Annotated in this window: 20 protein-coding genes; 11 read left to right on the top strand and 9 right to left on the bottom strand. The window is 72.8% G+C overall.

Going from position 1 to position 22,063, the window contains the following annotated elements; translation table 11 throughout:
- The first annotated feature begins 65 nt into the window (after positions 1 to 65).
- Positions 66 to 1,046, top strand: coding sequence for an NAD(P)H-quinone oxidoreductase (locus ACZ45Q_RS09685; RefSeq protein ID WP_468257410.1), 981 nt, complete (start codon positions 66 to 68; stop codon positions 1,044 to 1,046).
- 342 nt (positions 1,047 to 1,388) lie between these two features.
- On the opposite strand, the gene ACZ45Q_RS09680 is transcribed toward ACZ45Q_RS09685, so the two are convergent.
- Positions 1,389 to 2,414, bottom strand: coding sequence for a hypothetical protein (locus tag ACZ45Q_RS09680; protein ID WP_468257407.1), 1,026 nt, complete (start codon positions 2,412 to 2,414; stop codon positions 1,389 to 1,391).
- Between the two features lie 197 nt (positions 2,415 to 2,611).
- On the opposite strand from ACZ45Q_RS09680, the gene ACZ45Q_RS09675 reads away from it, so the two are divergent.
- Positions 2,612 to 3,154, top strand: a complete 543-nt coding sequence (locus ACZ45Q_RS09675) for a bacterial proteasome activator family protein (protein WP_468257405.1) — start codon at positions 2,612 to 2,614, stop codon at positions 3,152 to 3,154.
- A gap of 201 nt (positions 3,155 to 3,355) precedes the next feature.
- Here the strand turns inward: ACZ45Q_RS09675 and ACZ45Q_RS09670 are convergent, their stop codons facing one another.
- Positions 3,356 to 5,014, bottom strand: coding sequence for a protein kinase domain-containing protein (locus ACZ45Q_RS09670; RefSeq protein ID WP_468257403.1), 1,659 nt, complete (start codon positions 5,012 to 5,014; stop codon positions 3,356 to 3,358).
- A gap of 379 nt (positions 5,015 to 5,393) precedes the next feature.
- Between ACZ45Q_RS09670 and ACZ45Q_RS09665 the strand changes: the two genes are divergently transcribed.
- Positions 5,394 to 7,022, top strand: a complete 1,629-nt coding sequence (locus tag ACZ45Q_RS09665) for a protein kinase domain-containing protein (protein WP_468257399.1) — start codon at positions 5,394 to 5,396, stop codon at positions 7,020 to 7,022.
- Between the two features lie 110 nt (positions 7,023 to 7,132).
- Here the strand turns inward: ACZ45Q_RS09665 and ACZ45Q_RS09660 are convergent, their stop codons facing one another.
- Both ACZ45Q_RS09660 and ACZ45Q_RS09655 read right to left on the bottom strand, forming a co-directional pair.
- Positions 7,133 to 7,606, bottom strand: coding sequence for a pyridoxamine 5'-phosphate oxidase family protein (locus ACZ45Q_RS09660; protein ID WP_468257396.1), 474 nt, complete (start codon positions 7,604 to 7,606; stop codon positions 7,133 to 7,135).
- Between the two features lie 126 nt (positions 7,607 to 7,732).
- Positions 7,733 to 8,392: a response regulator gene (locus tag ACZ45Q_RS09655; RefSeq protein ID WP_468257394.1), complete on the bottom strand. Its 660-nt coding sequence runs from the start codon at positions 8,390 to 8,392 to the stop codon at positions 7,733 to 7,735.
- Positions 8,393 to 8,716: 324 nt separating this feature from the next.
- Here ACZ45Q_RS09655 and pdhA point away from each other — a divergent pair, with 324 nt between their 5' ends.
- The 3 genes from pdhA to ACZ45Q_RS09640 are packed head-to-tail and all read left to right on the top strand — an operon-like array spanning position 8,717 to position 12,496.
- Positions 8,717 to 10,000 (top strand): pyruvate dehydrogenase (acetyl-transferring) E1 component subunit alpha, encoded by a 1,284-nt coding sequence (pdhA, locus tag ACZ45Q_RS09650; RefSeq protein ID WP_468257392.1) that lies wholly within the window; start codon positions 8,717 to 8,719, stop codon positions 9,998 to 10,000.
- A gap of 2 nt (positions 10,001 to 10,002) precedes the next feature.
- The gene (locus ACZ45Q_RS09645) at positions 10,003 to 10,983 is read left to right on the top strand and encodes an alpha-ketoacid dehydrogenase subunit beta (protein ID WP_468257389.1); all 981 of its coding nucleotides are present in this window, start codon (positions 10,003 to 10,005) and stop codon (positions 10,981 to 10,983) included.
- 10 nt (positions 10,984 to 10,993) lie between these two features.
- Positions 10,994 to 12,496 (top strand): dihydrolipoamide acetyltransferase family protein, encoded by a 1,503-nt coding sequence (locus ACZ45Q_RS09640; RefSeq protein ID WP_468257386.1) that lies wholly within the window; start codon positions 10,994 to 10,996, stop codon positions 12,494 to 12,496.
- Positions 12,497 to 12,594: 98 nt separating this feature from the next.
- Here ACZ45Q_RS09640 and ACZ45Q_RS09635 read toward each other — a convergent pair whose 3' ends face one another.
- On the bottom strand, positions 12,595 to 13,470 hold the full coding sequence (locus ACZ45Q_RS09635) for a D-alanyl-D-alanine carboxypeptidase family protein (RefSeq protein WP_468257556.1): 876 nt from the start codon (positions 13,468 to 13,470) through the stop codon (positions 12,595 to 12,597).
- A gap of 252 nt (positions 13,471 to 13,722) precedes the next feature.
- On the opposite strand from ACZ45Q_RS09635, the gene ACZ45Q_RS09630 reads away from it, so the two are divergent.
- Positions 13,723 to 14,373: a GntR family transcriptional regulator gene (locus tag ACZ45Q_RS09630; protein WP_468257383.1), complete on the top strand. Its 651-nt coding sequence runs from the start codon at positions 13,723 to 13,725 to the stop codon at positions 14,371 to 14,373.
- Positions 14,370 to 15,713, top strand: a complete 1,344-nt coding sequence (locus ACZ45Q_RS09625) for an MFS transporter (RefSeq protein ID WP_468257381.1) — start codon at positions 14,370 to 14,372, stop codon at positions 15,711 to 15,713. The genes ACZ45Q_RS09630 and ACZ45Q_RS09625 overlap by 4 nt, the downstream gene beginning before the upstream one ends.
- 42 nt (positions 15,714 to 15,755) lie before the next feature.
- Here ACZ45Q_RS09625 and ACZ45Q_RS09620 read toward each other — a convergent pair whose 3' ends face one another.
- Positions 15,756 to 16,580 (bottom strand): maleylpyruvate isomerase family mycothiol-dependent enzyme, encoded by an 825-nt coding sequence (locus ACZ45Q_RS09620; RefSeq protein ID WP_468257378.1) that lies wholly within the window; start codon positions 16,578 to 16,580, stop codon positions 15,756 to 15,758.
- Positions 16,581 to 16,793: 213 nt separating this feature from the next.
- On the opposite strand from ACZ45Q_RS09620, the gene ACZ45Q_RS09615 reads away from it, so the two are divergent.
- Complete coding sequence (locus ACZ45Q_RS09615; protein ID WP_468257375.1) at positions 16,794 to 17,609, top strand: carbon-nitrogen family hydrolase; 816 nt, start codon at positions 16,794 to 16,796, stop codon at positions 17,607 to 17,609.
- 81 nt (positions 17,610 to 17,690) lie between these two features.
- Here ACZ45Q_RS09615 and ACZ45Q_RS09610 read toward each other — a convergent pair whose 3' ends face one another.
- Together ACZ45Q_RS09610 and ACZ45Q_RS09605 are read right to left on the bottom strand one after the other, a co-directional pair.
- Entirely contained in the window at positions 17,691 to 18,188 is a 498-nt protein-coding gene (locus tag ACZ45Q_RS09610) for an LURP-one-related/scramblase family protein (RefSeq protein WP_468257372.1), read from the bottom strand.
- The gene (locus ACZ45Q_RS09605) at positions 18,185 to 19,198 is read right to left on the bottom strand and encodes a GlxA family transcriptional regulator (protein ID WP_468257370.1); all 1,014 of its coding nucleotides are present in this window, start codon (positions 19,196 to 19,198) and stop codon (positions 18,185 to 18,187) included. The genes ACZ45Q_RS09610 and ACZ45Q_RS09605 overlap by 4 nt, the downstream gene beginning before the upstream one ends.
- A 51-nt stretch (positions 19,199 to 19,249) precedes the next feature.
- Between ACZ45Q_RS09605 and ACZ45Q_RS09600 the strand changes: the two genes are divergently transcribed.
- Positions 19,250 to 19,705, top strand: coding sequence for a cupin domain-containing protein (locus ACZ45Q_RS09600; protein WP_468257367.1), 456 nt, complete (start codon positions 19,250 to 19,252; stop codon positions 19,703 to 19,705).
- 102 nt (positions 19,706 to 19,807) lie between these two features.
- A complete protein-coding gene (locus ACZ45Q_RS09595; RefSeq protein ID WP_468257364.1) occupies positions 19,808 to 21,664 on the top strand; it encodes an NHL domain-containing thioredoxin family protein in 1,857 nt (618 codons plus the stop codon).
- Between the two features lie 73 nt (positions 21,665 to 21,737).
- Here ACZ45Q_RS09595 and ACZ45Q_RS09590 read toward each other — a convergent pair whose 3' ends face one another.
- Entirely contained in the window at positions 21,738 to 21,995 is a 258-nt protein-coding gene (locus ACZ45Q_RS09590) for a DUF6458 family protein (RefSeq protein ID WP_468257362.1), read from the bottom strand.
- Between the last annotated feature and the right edge of the window lie 68 nt (positions 21,996 to 22,063).

Below are 22,063 nucleotides of genomic sequence, written 5' to 3'. Positions count from 1 at the left end.
CTCCGACCGGAGACCCGGGCTCGGGGGACGACCCGCCCCCGGGCCGCAGGAGTAGCGTCCCCCTCATGCATGCGATCACGATTCCCGAACCCGGAGGCCCCGAGGCGCTGGTCTGGGACGAGGTCCCCGACCCGGTGCCCGGCGAGGGCGAGGTCCTGGTCGAGGTGGCTGCCAGCGCCGTCAACCGGGCCGACATCCTGCAACGGCAGGGCTTCTACGACCCCCCGCCCGGCACCTCCCCCTACCCCGGCCTGGAGTGTTCCGGCCGGGTCGCCGCGCTCGGCCCCGGCGTGTCCGGCTGGGCCGTCGACGACGAGGTGTGCGCGCTGCTCGGGGGCGGCGGTTACGCCGAGAAGGTGGCCGTACCGGCCGGGCAGCTGCTGCCGGTCCCCCAGGGCGTCTCCCTGGCGCAGGCGGCGGGGCTGCCCGAGGTGGTCTGCACGGTGTGGTCGAACGTCTTCATGGTCGCCCACCTGCGTCCGGGCGAGACCCTGCTGGTGCACGGCGGTTCCAGCGGCATCGGCACCATGGCGATCCAGCTCGCCAAGGCCGTCGGCGCCAAGGTGGCCGTGACGGCCGGCACCAAGGAGAAGCTCGAGCGCTGCGCCGAGCTGGGCGCGGACATCCTGATCAACTACCGCGAGCAGGACTTCGTCGAGGAGATCAAGCGGGCCACGGACGGCGCGGGCGCCGACGTGATCCTCGACAACATGGGCGCCAAGTACCTGGACCGCAACGTGCGCGCCCTCGCCGTGAACGGCCGGCTGGCGATCATCGGCATGCAGGGCGGCGTCAAGGGCGAGCTGAACATCGGCGCCCTGCTGCGCAAGCGCGCCGCGATCAGCGCGACCTCGCTGCGGGCGCGTCCGGTCGAGGAGAAGGCGGCCATCGTGGCGGCCGTGCGCGAGCACGTCTGGCCGCTGGTCGCCGGCGGTCATGTCCGCCCGGTCATCGACCGCGAGCTGCCGATGAGCGAGGCCCCGGCCGCCCACCGCGTCGTCGAGGAGAGCGGCCACGTGGGGAAGGTGCTGCTGGTGACGCGGTAGCCGGGGGTTCCGGGAGAGGCCGGGTCAGAGGGCGCGGTGAAGGTGGTCACGGGGCGCGGTGGCACGTGGTCCTCGGTGAGGTGGGGGTCAGGCGTCCCGGGCAGCCGGTGACCGGAGGGTCCGGCCGCCTGGGGACGACGGCCGCGGTCGCTCGCCGGCCGAGGGCCCTGGACGCTCGACGCCCGGTGGTCCCGGGCGCTCCGGGGGCTGTCCGGGCTAGCGGGTCCGTGGGCCGGCGGGGCCGTCGGGGCCGGCTAGGCCATGGCGCCACCGGAGCCGTCGGGGCCGACGGGCCACCGGAGCCGTAGGGGCTCGTCGTGCGGTGGCCGCCGGGCGGCGGGGTCACGAGCGGCGCAGGCGGAGGCCGACGAAGGCCAGGGCCAGGCCGAGACCGATGAGGACCAGTCCGCTGCCCAGGGGCAGGATCCGCAGGACGGGCTCGGTGGCGTCCTGGGGACCGGAGACGGCCTGCGGATCGGGCCGGGCCGCGGGCGCGGAGGGTACGAGTCCCGCCTCGCCGGGCCCGTGAGAGGTGTCGGGGGCGACGGCCGCGCCGCCCTCCCTCTCCTCCCCGTGCCGGTGGCCCGCGTCCGGGCCCGCCCGCCGCTCCTCCGGCTCGTACGGTTCCTGCCGTCCGGGCCGCTGCCGCCCCTCGCCCGCCCGGTTGCCGGCCCGGGACGCCTCGGGAGACGCCGCATGCGTGCCGGACGCCGTGCCGGAGGGCGAGGCGGAGGACGCCCGCGAGGACGAGGTGGCGGACGCGCCGGTGGCGGCCGACGTCGCGGCCGTGGACGCCGGGTCGCGCGGGGCGCCGCCGACCGGGTCCTGAGCCGGGGCGGAGCCGCGAACCGGTGGCGGGGAAGCGCTCCCCGTCGCCGCGCCGGAACCCCGGGTGGGGGACCGCGTGGCCTTCTCCGGCGCCGACCTGCTCGCCTCCGGAACCGGTCCGCGCTCCCTCGGCGCCTCCGGAACCGGTCCCCGCGCCCCCGGCGCCTCTGGAACCAGCCCGCGCACCGCCGGTGCCGACGGAGCCGCGAGCGGCAGCGTCGCGAAGCCCGCCCCCGGCCCGAGCCGCGGCACCGACCCGGGCCGCGCCACGAACCCGGCCGCCGGTGCGGACCCGGCCGCCGGTGCGGACCCGGCCGCCGGTGCGGACCCGGCCGCCGGTGCGGCCGAACCCGGCACAGTCGCCGAACCCGGCGGAGCCGCAGAAGCAGCGGACACGGTGGACGCGGCGTAGACGGCGGAGACGGCAGACGCGGTGCCGCCGTACGCCGCCGCCTCACCCCCGTACGGAGCCACCACCGCGCCCACCCCCAGGACCCCCACCAGTCCCGTCGTGCGCAGTGCGCGCAGCCATGGAGTCACGTCGGTGACCCCCTCCCGGTCAGCGAGCCGCCAAGTCGTCAGGGTCGTCACGCCGGTCGCAAGATCGACGGAAAACGACGGCACAAGCCTCACACTTCCCGTCCGTTCCGGCATTCCGGGCGCCGCCGTACGCGGTGGATCACGGCTCTCCGGGGGCACCACACGGGTGACGAGACGGTGTGCGCGAGAATGGCCGCATGGAGATGCCGAGGAACGACAGGTCGTCGGAGAACCCCCAGATCCTGGTCGTCGGCCAGGACGGCATGGCGCTGAGCGGGGGCGGCAACGGAGACGAGGAGTCCCGGGAGATCCCGGTGACGGAGCAGGTGGAGCAGCCTGCCAAGGTCATGCGGATCGGCAGCATGATCAAGCAGCTCCTGGAGGAGGTGCGTGCCGCTCCTCTGGACGAGGCGAGCCGGGCCCGGCTCAAGGAGATCCACGCCAGCTCGGTGAAGGAGCTGGAGGACGGTCTGGCGCCGGAGCTGGTCGAGGAGCTGGAGCGGCTCTCCCTGCCCTTCACCGACGAGGCGACCCCGAGCGACGCCGAACTGCGGATCGCACAGGCCCAGTTGGTGGGCTGGCTGGAGGGCCTGTTCCACGGCATCCAGACCACCCTGTTCGCCCAGCAGATGGCCGCGCGGGCCCAGCTGGAGCAGATGCGCCGGGCGCTCCCGCCGGGCGTCGCCCACGAGGGCGAGGAGGGCCACCCCGGCGGCCGTTCGGGCGGGCCGTACCTGTAGCCACCGAGGGCGCGCCGCGGCGTCCTGAGCCACCGGCACACGCGTCCGCAGTCACCGACACCCGAGAAGGGCCCGGCAGCACCGCCGCCGGGCCCTTCCCCGTGTCTTCCCGTGTCTTCCCGTGTCCGTCCTGACCGTCCGCACGGCCACCGCGACCGCCACCACCCCCGCGCCCCCGCGCTGCCGGGCGGTCGAACCCCGTCAGGCGGACGGGGGATTGCCCGTCGACACCTTGAGCGTGATCTCGGGCATGTCGTCGGGGTCGACGTCCGTGCCGGCCGGCGGGAACTGGTCCCGGACCGAGCCCTCACCGTAGGTGTTCTCGTCGACGTCCACGACCTTCATCTGCCAGCCGGCCGCCTGGAAGCACTCCTTGACCGAGCCGATGTACTTGAAGGTGAAGTCCGGAACCTGGATCTTCTCGGGGTCGTTGTACGACTCCTTCGGCTCCGTGCACTCGTCCTTCTCGATGGTCTTGGACGTGTCCGGCCCGCGGTAGCCCGGCTTCTTGGCCGCCGAGGCGCTGGGGCTGCTGCCGCCACCGCCGGCCTGCGGGTCCTTCTCGTCGCCGTTCATCAGCAGTGCCGCGATCAGGCCGCCCACCGCGAGGACGGCGACCAGCGCCGAGCCGACGATGATCGGCTTGTTGTTCCTGCGGCCGCCCGAGGACCCCGACGACGCCGGGGAGGACTGCGGCGTGATGTTGTACGGCGGCGGCGTCGCCGTCCCCTGCTGGTACCCGGCCGTGGCCGGCGTCGGGTAGCCGCCCTGCTGCGGATAGCCGTACGCCGGGGAGGGCGCGGACGGCGGTGCGGGCGTGCCGTACGGGTTCGCGGCCGGGGCCGGGGTCGGCTGGTACGGCGTCTGGACCTGGCCCGCGGGCGACTGGCCCGACTGGTCGACCGGCGGGAACACCGCGGAGCCGACGCCCGCGCCACTCGGGGTGTGCGCGCCGGGCACGATGCTCGGCGGGGCGGCGTGGAAGGACTGCGCCACCCGCAGGCACTCGTCCCGCATGGCCTCGGCGCTCGGGAAACGCTCGTTCGGGTTCTTCTTCAGGGCGCGGGCGACCAGCGCGTCCACCGCCGGCGGCAGGGAGCGGTTGACGGAGGAGGGAGCCACCGGCTCCTCCTGGACGTGCGCGTAGGCGATGGCCAGCGGCGAGTCCGCGTCGAACGGGAGCCGACCGGTCACCAGCTGGAAGAGCATGATGCCGACGGAGTACAGGTCGCTGCGGGCGTCCACGCCCCGGCCGAGCGCCTGCTCGGGCGAGAGGTACTGCGGGGTGCCGACGACCATGCCGGTCTGCGTCATGGAGGTGACGCCCGACTGCATGGCGCGCGCGATGCCGAAGTCCATGACCTTGACCACGCCGCGCTTGGTCATCATCACGTTGCCCGGCTTGATGTCGCGGTGGACCAGCCCCATCTCGTGGCTGATCTCCAGGGCCGCCAGCACGTCCGCGGTGATCTTCAGGGCCTTGTCGGCGGGCATCGCGCCCTGCTGCCGCACGTCCTCGTCGAGTACCGAGCCGAGCGGGCGGCCCTCGATGTACTCCATGACGATGTACGGAGTGGTCATCCCGTCGAGGTCGTCCTCGCCGGTGTCGAAGACCGAGACGATGTTGGTGTGCGTGAGCTTCGCCACGGCCTGCGCCTCGCGGCGGAACCGCTCGCGGAAGGCCTGCTCCCGGCCCAGCTCGGTGTGCAGCGTCTTGATCGCGACCTGGCGGTCGAGCACCGAGTCGTACGCGAGGTGCACCGAGGCCATGCCGCCCTCGCCGAGCAAGTCGCGCAGTTGATAGCGACCGCCGGCCAGCGCCCGCCCCGCGTACCGGCCCTGCGCGCCGTCCTGGCTCATGATCCCTGCTCCCCCGCGGCCTTCCGGCGCCGACGCCGTCGCTGACTGTTGTCCCGATGTCCCGAGCGAACGTCCTGATCGAATGTCTTGATCGAACGTGCCATTCCCGGCCAAGTCTGCCCCAGGGCACTGACACGTCAAGCGCGGTGCCCGTTCCGTGACCGTACGCGAAAGAAGCGTCGCGGAAGCGTTACAGGCGGCGTACGGCCGGTACACAGAATTTGCACGGGGAGGCCGAACCGGGGTTTCATGGCCGGTCCGTCTCGTGCCGGTCCCGGCACCCATCTCGGTCCGAAGGCTTGCGCGGAGGCTGTAGCGTGGCCGACGGAGACCGTAACAACACCGCGCGCACCGCGGGCAGAAACGACGGCGAGGACTGATGGCACAGCAGCAGCGCGCTCAGGGCCCGTCCGACCCCGAGGCGACTGGCGGCGGTATGTCGGACGCGCCGGAGTCCTGGGGCAACGGCGGGCTGGTCGGCGACGGCCGGTACCGGCTGACCCGCAGGCTCGGGCGGGGCGGCATGGCCGAGGTGTTCGCCGCGGAGGACGTGCGGCTCGGCCGCACGGTGGCGGTCAAGCTGCTGCGCGCCGACCTCGCCGAGGACCCGGTCTCCAAGGCCCGCTTCACGCGCGAGGCGCAGTCCGTCGCCGGCCTCAACCACCATGCCATCGTGGCCGTGTACGACTCCGGCGAGGACTTCGTCGGCGGTCAGTCCGTGCCGTACATCGTGATGGAGCTGGTCGAGGGCCGCACCATCCGCGACCTGCTGATGAACGCCGAGGCGCCCGGTCCCGAGCAGGCCCTGATCATCGTCTCGGGTGTCCTGGAGGCGCTGGCCTACTCGCATCAGCACGGCATCGTGCACCGCGACATCAAGCCGGCCAACGTCATCATCACCAACAACGGCGCCGTGAAGGTGATGGACTTCGGCATCGCCCGCGCGCTGCACGGCGCGTCGACGACGATGACGCAGACCGGCATGGTCATGGGCACCCCCCAGTACCTCTCGCCGGAGCAGGCGCTCGGCAAGGCCGTCGACCACCGCTCCGACCTGTACGCGACCGGCTGCCTCCTCTACGAACTGCTCGCGCTGCGCCCGCCGTTCACCGGCGAGACCCCGCTGTCGGTGGTCTACCAGCACGTGCAGGACATCCCGACGCCCCCGTCCGAGGTCTCCGACGCCGCGCCGCCGGAGCTGGACGGCCTGGTGATGCGCTCGCTGGCCAAGGAGCCCGACGACCGCTTCCAGACCGCCGAGGAGATGCGCGGGCTGGTGCAGTACGGGCTCCAGATGCTGTACGACCAGGGCGGTCACACCGGCACCTGGAACACCGGCCCGGTCGACATGCACGACGGCCGGCACACCCCCGCGGCCGGGATGGCCGGCACGGCCGTGCTGCCCCACCCCGACCACGGCGCCGGTACGGCGCAGATCCCGCAGCCGATCCTGCCCGCCGGGTACGGCGGCGGCGACGACGGCGGCTTCGAGGGCCACGGCAACCGCGGCAGCGGCCGGGGCAAGCTGTGGGTCCTGGCCGTGCTCGCCGTGATCGCCGTGGCGGCCGGCGTGGCGCTGGCGCTCAACGGGTCCGACAAGGGCGGCGGCGGTGGCACGGACACCGACAAGTCGCCGAGCGTGTCGCAGAGCACCGAGGACGAGCGCTCGAGCCCGTCCCCGAGCGACGAGCCGTCGGACGAGCCGACGGACACGGACACCGACGGGGGCACGGTCGGCGGCGGCACGGGCGGTGACTGGACCCCGTCGTACGAGCCGTCGTACACGCCGTCCCAGACACCGTCGGGGGAGCCGACGGGCGGTGAGCCGACCGGTGGTGAGCCGACGGGCGGTGACACGACGCCGTCGGGGGAGCCCACGGGCGGTGAGCCGACCGGTGGTGGCGAGCCCACGGGCGGTGAGCCGACGGGCGGTGGCACCGGCGGTCCGGGCGGGGCCGACGGCGGCGCTGACGGCGGCACGGCCGACGGCGGCACCACGGGCGGCTGAGCGACGGCACACCGCGGTCCCAAACGCGCGTGCGGCCCCGAACCGGGCTCCACGCGCGTGTGCGTTCAGGTGGCTTCGGCGCGCGTGCCAGGGAGACTCCACGCGTGCGTTCAGGCCAGGTCCGGGAACGGGCCCCCCGGCGCCCCGTCCGCCGAATGCACCGTCCCGAACTCCGGCACGATCCGCAGGTACACCGGCTCGAACGGCACCCCGTCCACGCGGACCGGTGCCGGGCCGAACCGTTCGATCTCGGCGTCCGTCGGCTCGTACGCCTCGCAGTGGCCCACCACCTGTACGGCCCACAGGCCCTCGCCCGGCCGCGCGGAGCCGAGGTTGTCCGCGCCGTACGCGACCACGCTGCCGATGCACGCCCGGTGGTAGCCGCAACTGCGCGGCATCCGCAGCAGTACCCGGCCGTCGGCCACGATGTGCCGGGCGGAGGCGAGGAAGGGCAGCGCGCGCATGCTGGTGGCCGCCCGTCCGTAGGCGGTACGGGCGAGCAGGCCGACGGCGAGCCGGTCCTGGGAGGGCCGGTCCTGGGAGGGCCGGCGGGGGGACGGACGGGAGGGCGCGCGGGAGGCCATGTCCTCACTCTGCGCGACCCGGACCGCCACGGACAGGGCCGCCCGCCCCGGCGCGAGGGGACGTAAGTCCCGAATACGTACCCCGTCCCGAATACGTGCCCCGCCGGTCCGGGACCGGCTGTGCCGTCAGTCCTTGCCGGCCTGGATCCGGGCCACGTACGCCGCCGCCTGGGAACGCCGCTGCATTCCGAGTTTGGACAGCAGGCTGGAAACGTAATTCTTGATCGTCTTTTCGGCGAGGTGCAGCCGCTCGCCGATCGCCCGGTTGGTCAGGCCCTCGCCGATCAGGTCCAGGATGCGGCGCTCCTGCTCGGTGAGGCGGGCCAGCCGCTCGTCGGTGCGGGTGCCGCCGCCGTCGCGCAGCCGCTCCAGCACGCGCGCGGTGGCGACCGGGTCGAGCAGGGACCTGCCCGCGGCGACGTCCCGGACGGCCGTCAGCAGCTCGCCGCCCCGGATGTCCTTGAGGACGTACCCGGCGGCGCCCGCCATGATCGCGTCGAAGAGGGCCTCGTCGTCCGCGAAGGACGTGAGCATCAGGCAGCGGACGGTCTCGTCCCGGGAGCGGATGTCGCGGCAGACCTCGACACCGCTGCCGTCGGGGAGCCGGACGTCCAGCACGGCCACGTCCGGACGGGTGGCCGGGACGCGGGCCAGCGCGTCGGCCGCCGTGCCGGCCTCGCCGACGACCTGCATGTCGGCCTCGCCGGCGAGGAGATCGTGGACACCGCGGCGCACGACCTCGTGGTCATCGAGGAGAAATACCCGGATTGGCCCATTTTGATGCACGGGGTCAGTCTCACACACGAACTCTTCCCGTGCCCGGGGTGGCCGGGATAACGTGCCGTTGTTCCGGCCCCCTGCAAGGCTGTGACCAGTAGCTGTTCCCGACTTCGCCGATTTACTTGGAAATCCAAGCAAAAACGCAGGTCAGGAAGGGTTTCACAGAAATGTGCGGCACTGGGTAACGTGCTTCGTGCAGGGCGCTCGCCGGGGCACCTGTCACGCCTGTTCCCGACCGAGCCGCACCCACCCCGTGTGTCCGGCAGGAAAACAGGTGAGCCGCACTGGCACCCGGCGAACCCGGGGAGCCGGACCGACGGAGGAGCACACGTGACCGTGGAGAGCACTGCCGCGCGCCAGCCGCGACGCAGCGCCGGAGGCAAGGCCGGCACCACCGGCACCAAGAGCACCACCAGCACCGAAGGCACCAAAGGCACCACCAAGCGCACCGGCACCACCGGTACCAAGGGCACCGGTACCAAGCGCACCACCGGCCGCGGCACCGCCCGCACCGCCAAGGGCACCGGGAGCGCGGAGCCGCAGCTCGTACAGCTGCTGACGCCCGAGGGCAAGCGCGTCAAGAACGCCGAGTACGACCCGTACGTCGCCGACATCACCCCTGACGAGCTGCGCGGCCTGTACCGCGACATGGTGCTCACCCGGCGGTTCGACGCCGAGGCCACCTCGCTTCAGCGCCAGGGGGAGCTGGGCCTGTGGGCCTCCCTGCTCGGCCAGGAGGCCGCCCAGATCGGCTCCGGACGCGCCACCCGCGAGGACGACTACGTCTTCCCGACCTACCGCGAGCACGGCGTCGCCTGGTGCCGCGGGGTGAACCCGGCCAATCTGCTCGGCATGTTCCGCGGTGTGAACAACGGCGGCTGGGACCCGAACGGCAACAACTTCCACCTGTACACGATCGTCATCGGCTCGCAGGCCCTGCACGCCACCGGCTACGCCATGGGCGTCGCCAAGGACGGCGCGGACTCCGCCGTGATCGCCTACTTCGGCGACGGCGCCTCCAGCCAGGGCGACGTCAGCGAGGCGTTCAACTTCGCGGCCGTCTACAACGCCCCCGTGGTGTTCTTCTGCCAGAACAACCAGTGGGCCATCTCGGAGTCCAACGAGAAGCAGACCCGCGTGCCGCTCTACCAGCGCGCCCAGGGCTTCGGCTTCCCGGGCGTCCGCGTGGACGGCAACGACGTGATCGCGTCCCTCGCGGTCACCCGCTGGGCCCTGGAGCGGGCGCGGCGCGGCGAGGGCCCGGCGCTGATCGAGGCGTGGACCTACCGCATGGGCGCCCACACCACCTCGGACGACCCGACCCGCTACCGCCACGACGACGAGCGCGCCGCCTGGGAGGCCAAGGACCCGCTGCTGCGCCTTCGCCGCCACCTGGAGGCCGCAAACCACGCGGACGAGGGATTCTTCGGGGAACTCGAGGCCGAGAGCGAGGCGTTGGGCAAGCGAGTGCGCGAAGCGGTCCGTGCCATGCCCGACCCGGACCGGTTCGCCATCTTCGAGAACGTGTACGCGGACGGGCACGCGCTCGTCGACGAGGAGCGGGCGCAGTTCGCCGCCTACCAGGCGTCCTTCACGGACGCGAAGGGGGTCTGATCATGGCCGTGGAGAAGATGGCCCTGGCCAAGGCGGTCAACGAGTCGCTGCGCCACGCCCTGGAGGCCGACCCGAAGGTCCTCGTCATGGGCGAGGACGTCGGCAAGCTCGGCGGTGTCTTCCGGGTGACGGACGGCTTGCAGAAGGACTTCGGCGAGAGCCGCGTCATCGACACCCCGCTCGCCGAGTCCGGCATCGTCGGCACGGCGATCGGCCTGGCCCTGCGGGGCTACCGCCCGGTGGTGGAGATCCAGTTCGACGGCTTCGTCTTCCCGGCGTACGACCAGATCGTCACGCAGCTCGCGAAGATGCACGCCCGCTCGCTGGGCAAGGTCAAGCTGCCGGTCGTCGTCCGCATCCCCTACGGCGGCGGCATCGGTGCCGTGGAACACCACTCGGAGTCCCCCGAGGCGCTGTTCGCGCACGTGGCGGGCCTGAAGGTGGTCAGCCCCTCCAACGCCTCCGACGCGTACTGGATGATGCAGCAGGCCATCCAGAGCGACGACCCGGTGATCTTCTTCGAGCCCAAGCGCCGCTATTGGGACAAGGGCGAGGTCAACACCGAGGCGATCCCGGACCCGCTGCACACCGCGCGCGTGGTCCGTGAGGGCACCGACCTGACCCTGGCCGCCTACGGCCCGATGGTGAAGCTCTGCCAGGAGGTGGCCACCGCCGCCGCCGAGGAGGGCCGCTCCCTGGAGGTGCTGGACCTCCGCTCGGTCTCGCCGATCGACTTCGACGCGATCCAGGCCTCCGTGGAGAAGACCCGCCGGCTGGTCGTGGTCCACGAGGCGCCGGTCTTCTTCGGCTCCGGTGCCGAGATCGCCGCGCGCATCACGGAGCGCAGCTTCTACCACCTGGAGGCCCCGGTGCTCCGGGTCGGCGGCTACCACGCGCCGTACCCGCCGGCCCGCCTGGAGGAGGAGTACCTGCCCGACCTGGACCGGGTGCTCGATGCCGTCGACCGCTCGCTGGCGTACTGAGGAGAGGGTCGTGACGACGATGACTGAAGGGTCCGTGCGCGAGTTCAAGATGCCCGACGTGGGCGAGGGACTCACCGAGGCCGAGATCCTCAAGTGGTACGTCCAGCCGGGCGACACGGTCACCGACGGCCAGGTGGTGTGCGAGGTCGAGACCGCGAAGGCGGCCGTCGAGCTGCCCATCCCGTACGACGGGGTGGTCCGCGCGCTGCACTTCCCCGAGGGCACCACCGTGGACGTGGGCACGGCGATCATCGCCGTGGACGTCGCGGGCGGTGCCGGGGCCCCGGCGCAGGAGCCGGTGGCGGACGAGCCGGCGGCGCCGCAGACCGCGGGGTCCGCGGAGGAGGAGCCCAAGCCGGAGGGCCGCCAGCCGGTCCTGGTCGGCTACGGAGTCGCCACCTCCTCGACCCGCCGCCGCCCCCGCAAGGGCCCGGAGATCCCGGCCAAGGAGGCGTCGGCCGCGCTCCAGACCGAGCTGAACGGCCACGGTCCGGCACCGGCGGCCCAGACCGCCCCTGCGGCCCCCACCGCCCCCGAGGCTCCGGCCGCCCCTGTGGCTCCGGCCGTCTCGGTCCCCGCGGCCGAGGGCGGGCGTCCGCTGGCCAAGCCCCCGGTCCGCAAGCTCGCCAAGGACCTGGGCGTCGACCTGGCGACGGTCACCCCGACCGGCCCGGGCGGCATCATCACCCGCGAGGACGTGCACGCGGCGGCCGAGCCGCAGCAGGCCCCGCAGGCGCCCCGGGCCCCGCAGCCGGAGGCGGCCCCGCAGCCCGCCGCCGCGCCCTCGGCCGCGCCGGTGACGTACGACGCGGCGCGAGAGACCCGTGTCCCGGTCAAGGGCGTCCGCAAGGCGACGGCGGCGGCGATGGTCGGCTCCGCGTTCACGGCGCCGCACGTCACGGAGTTCGTGACGGTCGACGTGACCCGCACGCTGAAGCTGGTCGAGGAGCTGAAGCAGGACAAGGAGTTCGCCGGCCTGCGGGTGAACCCCCTCCTGCTGATCGCCAAGGCGCTGCTGGTGGCGATCAGGCGCAATCCCGACATCAACGCCTCCTGGGACGAGGCGGCCCAGGAGATCGTGGTCAAGCACTACGTCAACCTGGGCATCGCGGCGGCGACCCCGCGCGGTCTCATCGTCCCGAACATCAAGGACGCCCACGCCAAGACCCTGCCGCAACTGGCCGAGTCCCTGGGCGAACTGGTGTCCACGGCCCGGGAGGGCAAGACCTCCCCGGCGGCGATGCAGGGCGGCACGGTGACCATCACCAACGTCGGCGTCTTCGGCGTGGACACGGGCACGCCGATCCTCAACCCCGGCGAGTCCGCGATCCTCGCGGTCGGCGCGATCAAGCCCCAGCCGTGGGTTCACAAGGGCAAGGTGAAGCCGCGTCAGGTGACCACCCTGGCCCTGAGCTTCGACCACCGCCTGGTGGACGGGGAGCTGGGCTCGAAGGTGCTGGCCGACGTGGCGGCGATCCTGGAGCAGCCCAAGCGGCTGATCACCTGGGCGTAGCGGACGCACACCCGGCAGAACGGAGCCGCGCCTCCCGCAAGGGAGCCGCGGCTCCGTCCCGTTCCCGCTCCGGGCACCGAGAGCGGGATCCGGGACGCTCAGCCGAGGGTCTTGAAGGCGTGGTCCAGCATCTTCTTCGCGTCCGTGGCGCGCTGGCCGGACGACGTCGAGGCGAGGACCGTGCCGATCACCGTCCTGCCGTTCCGGGTCGCGGCGAAGACCAGGCAGTACTTGGCCTCGGGGCCGGAGCCGGTCTTGACGCCGATGGTGCCGCTGTAGCTGCCGAGCAGCGGGTTGGTGTTGACCCACGGCGCCATCGTGCGCGTGCCGCCGGACTTGGTGACCGTCTTCGCCGTGTACTTCTTCGTCTGCACGACCGTGCGGAACGTGGAGTTCTTCAGCGCGGTGCCGGCCAGTTTCGTCAGGTCGCGCGGGGTGGAGTAGTTGGCGCCCTTGCCGATGCCGTCGAACGAGTCGAAGTGGGTGTTCTTCAACCCCAGGGTGCGCGCGGTGGAGTTCATCGTGCCGATGAACGACTTCACCCGGGCCGCCCGGGTCTTGCCGGTGCCGAACTTGTCGGCGAGCGCGTAGGCCGCGTCGCAGCCGGAGGGCAGCATCAGGCCGTAGAGCAGCTGGCGGACGGTGACCTTGTCGCCGACGATCAGCTTGGCGTTCGAGGCCCAGTTGTTGTCGACGATGTAGTCGCTGTAGGCCTTCTGGATCGTGACCTTGCTGTTCAGGTCGAGCTTCGGCTGCCGGAGCACCACCAGCGCGGTCATGATCTTGGTGGTGGAGCCGGTGGAGCGGCGGGTGTCGGCGGCCTTGCCGTAGAGCGTCCTGCCGTTCGCGCCGTTCATCGTGTAGCCGCCCTTTGCGGCGATCGCCGGCGGCTTGGGTGCCGCGGGTGCCGTGGGCGCGGCCTGTGCGGGCACCGCGGTGAGGACTCCGGTGGCGAGCACCGCGCCGGTGGTCATGGCGACGGCGGTGGCTCGGCGCAGCCGGACGCCCGGAATGACATGGTTCACGTGTGATACCCCGATTGTCGTGAAGGCCCCTGCTGTGCGCCCGAGTTCAGGTCGTGGTCATGCGGGCGTATGGGGGCGCACCTGTGGGACTCACGAAGTGGGTCGATGGTTGTGCCGGTGCCTGCGTCGGCGTCGGCGAGGGGTGCGTCCGCATGCTGGACCGCGCTCCGCTTGTGTACCTGTTGTATCTATCCTGTCCGCATGACCATGGCCGTGAAGCAACCGCCCGCCGCCGACCGCGTCTACACCCATGTCAAGCAGGGTGTGCTGGAGCGCCGCTACGAGGGCGGGACGCTGCTCACCGAGGGCGAGCTGGCCGAGGCCGTGGGCGTCTCGCGCACACCGGTGCGCGAGGCGCTGCTGCGGCTGGAGGTCGAAGGCCTGATCCGGCTCTACCCGAAGAAGGGCGCCCTGGTGCTGCCGGTCTCCGCCCAGGAGATCGCCGACGTGGTGGAGACCCGGCTGCTGGTCGAGGAGCACGCCGCCAGAAAGGCCGTACCGGCACCGCCGGGGCTCATCGAACGGCTGGAGGAACTGCTCGCCCGGCAGCGGCAGCAGGCCGCCGCGGGCGACCTGGCCGGGGCCGCCGTCACCGACCGCTGCTTTCACGCCGAGATCGTCCGCAGCGGCGGCAACGAGATCCTCTCCCGCCTCTACGACCAGCTCCGCGACCGGCAGCTGCGCATGGGCGTCGCCGTGATGCACTCCCACCCCGACCGGATCGCCAAGACCCTCGCCGAGCACGCCGAGATCCTCGACGCCCTGCGCTCGGGGGACGCCGAGCGGGCGGTGGGCATCGTCCACCGGCACGTCGGCTGGTTCTCGAACCTGGCCCGGGGGGAGGTCCGATGAGCGGCTCGGGGAGCCTGCCCGGCGATCCTCCGGGCGGCCGGCGCGCGATCGCCCGGAGCCTGCCCGGCGATCCTCCGGGCGGCCGGCGCGCGATCGCCGTCTGGGGCATCGGCGTCGCCGTCTACTTCGTCGCCGTCATCTTCCGTACGTCGCTGGGGGTGGCCGGCCTCGACGCCGCCGACCGGTTCCACGTCAACGCCTCGGCGCTGTCCACCTTCTCCATCCTCCAGCTGCTGGTCTACGCGGGCATGCAGATACCCGTCGGCCTGCTGGTCGACCGGCTCGGCACCAAGCGGGTGCTGACCATCGGCGTGGTGCTGTTCACGGTGGGGCAGCTCGGCTTCGCGCTCTCCCCCTCGTACGGCATGGCGCTGGCCTCGCGGGCGCTGCTCGGCTGCGGCGACGCGATGACGTTCATCAGCGTGCTGCGGCTGGGCACCCGCTGGTTCCCGGCGCGGCGCGGGCCCCTGGTCGCGCAGCTCGCCGGGCTCGTGGGCATGGCGGGCAACCTGGTCTCCACGCTCGTCCTGGCCCGGCTGCTGCACGGGATCGGCTGGACGCAGGCGTTCGCGGGCAGCTCGCTGGCGGGCGTGGTGGTGCTGGTCCTGCTGCTGCTCTTCCTCAAGGACCATCCCGAGGGCCACGAACCGGAGCCGGTCCCGCACCAGGGCGCCGCGTACGTGCGGCGGCAGATCGCCGCGTGCTGGCGGGAGCCGGGGACCCGGCTGGGGCTGTGGGTGCACTTCACCACGCAGTTCCCGGCGATGGTCTTCCTGCTGCTGTGGGGGATGCCGTTCCTGGTTCAGGCGCAGGGGCTGTCCCGGGCCGCCGCCGGGGAACTGCTCACCCTGGTCGTGCTCTCCAACATGGCCATCGGCCTGGTCTACGGCCAGATCGTCGCCCGGCACCACGGGGCGCGGCTGCCGCTGGCCCTGGGCACGGTGGGGACGACGGCCGCCCTGTGGGCCGCGACGCTCGCCCACCCCGCCGGGCGGGCGCCGATGTGGCTGCTGGTCGTGCTGTGCGCGGTGCTGGGCGCCTGCGGCCCGGCGTCGATGATCGGCTTCGACTTCGCGCGGCCGGCGAATCCGCCGGAGCGGCAGGGGACGGCGTCCGGGATCACGAACATGGGTGGCTTCGTCGCGTCGATGACCACCCTGTTCGCGGTCGGGCTGCTGCTGGACGCCACCGGGGACGACTACACCGTCGCCTTCTCCTCCGTCTTCGTGCTCCAGGCGCTCGGCGTGACGCAGATCCTGCGGTTGCGGAAGCGGGCGGCGCGCAGGGAGCGGGAGCGGCTGGTGGCGAGCCGGGTGGAGACGGTGCACGTTCCGGTGTAGGCACCCCGGCCCGACGCCGGCCTCGCCGGGGGCTGCCCGCGTCTACTTGGTGACCGTGAAGTTTCTCAGGATCGCCGACGCCAGGTCCTGGTCGCCCTCCGTCTTCACACGGTCGGTGACCGCCTCGGGCGTCACCCGGCCGCAGGCCAGACGGACGTAGGTCTCCCAGTCGAGGGTGAGGGTGACGGCCGGGCCGAGGGCGGGGGCCGTTTCGAGGGTGCCGCGGCCCTGGATGTCGACGCGGACCGTGCGCAGGAACTCGACCGGGCCGTGCACGTCGACGACGACGGCCGAGCTGCGGGGCGCGCTCGCCTCTTCGGCGACGATGCGCGGGAGTTCGGCGAGCAGCACGTCGCGGGCGACGTGGGCGCCGGGCGAGTCGAGGTTGCCCGGGCGGCCGAGGGCGGTGCGCAGGTCCTGTTCGTGCGCCCACACGTCGAAGGCGTGCCGGCGCATGGACTCCTCCAGCGTCAGTTCGACGCCGAGCGGGCCGCGCACCTTGGTGCCGGGGTCGCGGGACTCGTTCCGCAGCTGGCGGTTGCGGCGGATGATCGTGTACTCCAGCTCGGACGTCATCTCGGGCGCCGTGTGGTGGCGGCGGACGTCGACCTGCATCTCCATGTACCGCTGGTGGTCGTTGGTGACGTGGAAGAGGTCGCGCGGGAGCGTGTGGATGGGGCGCGGGTCGCCGAGCATCTCGCAGTCCAGGCCGATGACGTGGGAGACCACGTCGCGCACCGACCAGCCCGGGCACGGTGTCCGGCGGTTCCACTCCGCCTCCGCAAGCGGCTGGACCAGCTCGGATATCGCCTCGATGGAGTGAGTCCAGGCGTCGGCGTAGGGCTGGAGGGTGGGATGCAGACTCACGGAACGGGACCCCTCGGCGGTCGGTACACGGGCAGGTTGTGGCGGCGGTGCCAGTGGGAGGTGGCGGTGGCTGCAGTCGGCGGGCGTCTTGAGACGTTAAGTTACGCTGCCCCGCGGCACCCTGGCAGTGCTTTCGTGTGACGATCGTAGGGCCCGGGTGGCAGCCTGTGGGGAAGGCCATGTTGACGGCTCGAATGCCAGGACGGTGGTAGTGTGCGCGCCTCTTTGATCCAGATCGCCGTGGACGAGGACGAATCGGTCGAATCGCGCCGCAGCCGCGCGGCCGGGCTCGTCCGGGACCAGGCGGGCGCCGATCTCGTCGTGCTGCCGGAGCTGTGGACCACCGGCGCGTTCGCCTACGAGGCCTTCGCCGCCGAGGCCGAGCCGCTTCAGGGGCCGACCTTCGAGACGATGGCCAAGGCGGCGAGCGACGCGGGCGTGTGGCTGCACGCCGGGTCGGTCCCCGAGCGCGCGCCGTCCGAGGACGGCTCCGCGGGCGAGGGCGCCCTCTACAACACCTCTCTCGTCTTCTCCCCCTCCGGTGAGCTGGCCGCCGCCTACCGCAAGATCCACCGCTTCGGCTTCGACAAGGGCGAGGCCGTGCTGATGGGGGCGGGGCGGGAGCTGGTGACCGTACGCCTGCCGGGGACGACCCTCGGCGTGGCGACCTGTTACGACCTCCGTTTCCCCGAACTCTTCCGCGGTCTCGTCGCCGCCGGTGCCGAGACCCTCGTCGTCCCGGCGGGCTGGCCGGAGCGCCGCCGGTCCCACTGGACGCTGCTGGCTCAGGCGCGGGCGGTGGAGAACCAGGCGTTCGTCCTCGCGTGTGGAACGGCCGGGACGCACGCCGGAGTTCCGCAGGCCGGTCACTCGATCGTGGTCGATCCGTGGGGCGAGGTGCTGGCCGAGGCCGGCTCCGGCGAGGAGGTCCTCACGGTGGAGTTCGACCCGGCGAAGGTCGCGACGACCCGCGAGCAGTTCCCGGCCCTGAAGGACCGTGTGCTGGGCCTGGAACCGCCGCGCCGGTGACCTGTGACGGTGAACCACGCCGGGGCGTCACCTCCGGCGCGGGTCACGTCGCCGGTCACCGGGGGCGTGGAGCGTCCGGCGTCAGTCGTCGTCCTCCCGTTCCTTCTCCGCGAGGTGGATCACGCAGACCGTGAGCGCGATCAGCAGCGCCGGGTCGGCGTCGTCCCGGACGACGTCGACGCCGTAGGTGTCCCGCAGCGTCAGCCAGCGCCGCGACACCACCGCCAGCAGCTCACCGTCGTACTCGATGGCGAACTCGCGGTCGAGGATCTTGCCGCTGACGTCCAGCTCGTTGCCGTCGGCGAGAGACACCCGGTAGTGGTTGCGCAGCAGCGACAGCCGCTTGCGCCGGATGGTCGCGAGCGGTTCGCCGCCGCGCTGGATCACCATGGTGTCCCGCAGCGCGAACATCTTCTGGTGGATGTCGATCAGCACCCGGCCCCGGGCGTCCTTCAGCTCCCAGGTGTCCCGCAGCCGCATCGCCTTGCCGTCCACGAGGAACGCCTTGTTCCCCTGGTCGTCCTCGATCCAGTAGTCGTCGCCGAAGCCGAGGAGCCGGTCGTACACGAGGAATCTCATGCGGTGATCGCTTCCCCCGCCCCCGGTCCGAAACGCCGCCGGTAGGCCGACGGGCTGAGCCCCGTCTCCCGCCGCAGCCGGGCCCGCAGGTTCGCGGCCGTGCCCAGCCCGCACCGGGCCGCCACCACGTCCAGTCGCTCCTCCCCGCGCTCGATCAGCCGCCGCGCGAGGGTCACGCGCTCGGCGGTCAGCCACGCGAGCGGCGTCGTCCCGAGCTGGGCGTGGAAGCGCCGGTGCAGCGTGGCCGGGGAGACCGAGGCGCGGGCCGCCAGGTCCGCGACCGTCAGCGGACGGTCCAGCCGCTCCTGCGCCCACGCCAGTACCGGTGCCAGCGAGGTGTCGGGCACCTCCGGCACCGGCCGCTCCACGAACTGGCGTTGCCCGCCGTCCCGGTGCGCGGCGAACACCAGCCGCCGCGAGACGGCGTTGGCGATCTCGGCGCCGTGGTCCTGCCGCCACAGGTGGAGACCCAGGTCGAGGGCGGCGGCGCTGCCCGCGGCCGTGAGGATCCCGCCCTCGTCCACGAAGAGCACGTCCGGCTCGAGCACGACCTCCGGGTGCAGCGCGCGGAAGGACTCCGCCCACATCCAGTGGGTCGTCGCCCGGCGCCCCTGAAGCAGCCCGGCCTCGGCGAGGGCGAAGGTGCCGGTGCAGAAGCTCACCACGCGGGCGCCACGCGCGTGCGTGCGGCGGATCGCGTCCAGGACGGCCTCCCCGCGGGGGACGACGTTGTCGGGACGGCCCGGTACGACGAGGGTGTCGGCGTCGTCCGCCGCCTCCAGGCCCGGCACGCCGGTCAGGGTGAAGAAGCCGTGGTTCATCCGCACCTCGGGCTCCGGCGTGCACAACGTCACCTCGTACAGCGGTCCGTCGAGCCGCAGCTCGGGTCGCGGCAGCCCGAACAGCTCGGTGGCGACACCCACCTCGAACGGGTTGGTGCCCTCGTCGACGATCACCGCCACGCGGTGCGGACGCGCGGCCGAGGAGGAGTGAGAGGTTCCTTGCGGCATGTGCGATTCCTAGCACTCGTGCGGGGCGCGCGGTACCCCGAGGATGACCGCATGACCCAGGAACCGATCCCGACGCCTCAGGAGCCGACCTCGACGACCCGGGATCCGATCTCGACGCCACGGGAACCGATCTCGCTCGCCGCCGCGCTGGCCTCCTTCGACGAGGAGTGGAGCCCTCGCATCGTCACCGCCGTCAACGACTACGACGTCCGCGTCGCCAAGGTCGAGGGCGAGCACGTCTGGCACGTGCACGACCACACCGACGAGTTCTTCCTCGTCCTCGACGGGGAACTGCACATCGCCCTGCGCGAGGCGGCCGGCGAGCGCACGGTGGTCCTGCCGCGGGGCGCGGTCTTCACGGTCCCGCGCGGCACGGAACACAAGCCGTACGCCCCCGCCCCCACGGCCATCCTGCTGTTCGAGCCGACCGGCACCCTCACGGTGGGCGACCGGCACGACGAGGTACCGGACCATGTGGACGCGACTACAGGGCACACGCTGGGCTGATGACAGGGCACACGCTGGGCCGATGACCGGCCGGGGGCCCGTCCGGTGACCACCGGGGCGGGCGCTCGTCCGGTTGTCGGTGGCGGGTGGCACTCTTGATCCATGAGCGATTCATCCCCGGCGCCGGCCCCGCGGCGCGTCCGTGTCCGAGCCCCCGAGCTGGTCGGCAAGGGCGGCTGGCTGAACACGGGAGGGAAGCAGTACACCCTCGCCGACCTGCGGGGACGCATCGTCGTCCTGGATTTCTGGACCTTCTGCTGCATCAACTGCCTGCACGTCCTGGACGAACTGCGCGAACTGGAGGACAAGCACCGCGACACCGTGGTGATCGTCGGGGTGCACTCGCCGAAGTTCGTCCACGAGGCCGAGCACGGCGCCGTCGTCGACGCCGTCGAGCGGTACGGCGTGGACCACCCCGTGCTGGACGACCCGGAGCTGGCCACCTGGAAGCAGTACGCGGTGCGGGCCTGGCCCACACTGGTCGTGATCGACCCGGAGGGGTACGTCGTCGCCCAGCACGCCGGGGAGGGGCACGCGCACGCGATCGAGCGGCTGGTCGAGGAGCTGGAGGCCGAGCACGAGGCGAAGGGCACCCTGCGCCGCGGCGACGGCCCGTACGTGGCGCCCGAGCCGGAGCCGACCACGCTCCGCTTCCCCGGCAAGGCCCTCCTGCTGCCCTCCGGGACGTTCCTGGTCAGCGACACCACCCGGCACCAGCTGGTGGAGCTGGCCCAGGACGGGGAGAGCGTCGTGCGGCGCATCGGTTCCGGCGCCCGGGGCTTCGCGGACGGCCCGGCCGGCACCGCCGCCTTCAGCGAACCGCAGGGTCTCGCCCTGCTCGACGACGGCTCCGTGGTCGTCGCCGACACCGTCAACCACGCCCTGCGGCGCCTCGACCCCGCCACCGGCGAGGTGACCACCCTGGCCGGCACCGGCCGCCAGTGGATGCAGGGGGAGCCCACCCGTGGGCCCGCCCGCGAGGTCAGCCTCTCCTCGCCGTGGGACGTCGCGTGGTGGCAGGGCAGGGTATGGATCGCCATGGCCGGCGTCCACCAGCTGTGGGCGTACGACCCGGCCACCGGCGAGGTCGCGGCCACGGCGGGCACGACCAACGAGGGGCTGGTGGACGGCCCCGGCGACCAGGCGTGGTTCGCGCAGCCGTCCGGGCTCGCGGCGACGCCCGAGCGACTGTGGCTCGCCGACTCCGAGACGTCCGCCCTGCGCTGGGTGGACGGCGACGGAGCGGTGCACACGGCCGTCGGCACCGGGCTGTTCGACTTCGGCCACCGCGACGGCGCCGCGGGACAGGCCCTTCTCCAGCATCCGCTGGGGGTGACGGCGCTGCCGGACGGCTCGGTGGCCGTCAGCGACACCTACAACCACGCGCTGCGCCGCTACGACCCGGCGACCGGTGAGGTGACCACCCTCGCCACCGATCTGCGCGAGCCCAGCGACGCGGTGCTCGTCGGCGGGGACGTCGTGGTCGTCGAGTCGGCCCGGCACCGGCTGACCCGGCTCCGGCTGCCGGAGGAGGCGGTGCGCGTCGAGGCCGTCGCCCACCGCACGCGACGGGAGGCGACCGAGGTGGCCCCGGGCGCGCTGCGGCTGGACGTGGTCTTCGAGGCGCCGGCCGGCCAGAAGCTGGACACGCGGTACGGCCCGTCGACGCGGCTGCTGGTGTCGGCGACCCCGCCCGAGCTGCTGCTGCACGGCGAGGGCGCGGGAACCGAGCTGTCCCGCGCCCTGGAGCTGAACCCCGCCGTCGGGGAGGGCGTCCTGCACGTCTCCGCGATGGCGGCGTCCTGCGACGACGACCCGGCTGGGGGCACCTCCCAGTCGAAGACCGGGGGAGAGTACCCGGCCTGCCATGTGCACCAGCAGGACTGGGGCGTGCCGGTCCGCCTCACCGAGGGCGGCGCGGACCGGCTGCCGCTGGTGCTGGCGGGGATGGACGCCTGACCTGCCGTAAGCACCGTGACCGTGGGCACTGAAGGCACCGTAGGCACCGCGAACATCGTGCGCTCCGCAGGCGTCAGACGCCGTAGCCGTCGCTGTAGCCGTCGCGGCGGTGGGTGTGGGGAGCCGCCGGGTCCTCGACGACCGGGGTGGTCGGCGGCACCACCACGCGCCTGCGCCGGGCGATGCTGCTGAAGGTCGCGACGCCGATCAGGCCGACGATCATCAGGATGACGCCGACCAGGTCGAGATTGACGCCCCGCATGTCCCAGTCGGTCGCGAACGTGAGGATGGCTCCCACGGCGATGAGGATGATGCACCCGCCGAGGCCCATGAGTGTCGCCTCCCTGTCGGTCCGATCGCGCCGGGCTCTCCGGCCGATCCGGTTCCGGTCGGGTACCC

Source organism: Streptomyces sp. NPDC031049, assembly GCF_055571015.1.
This window is presented reverse-complemented; position numbering and strand designations above follow the sequence as displayed.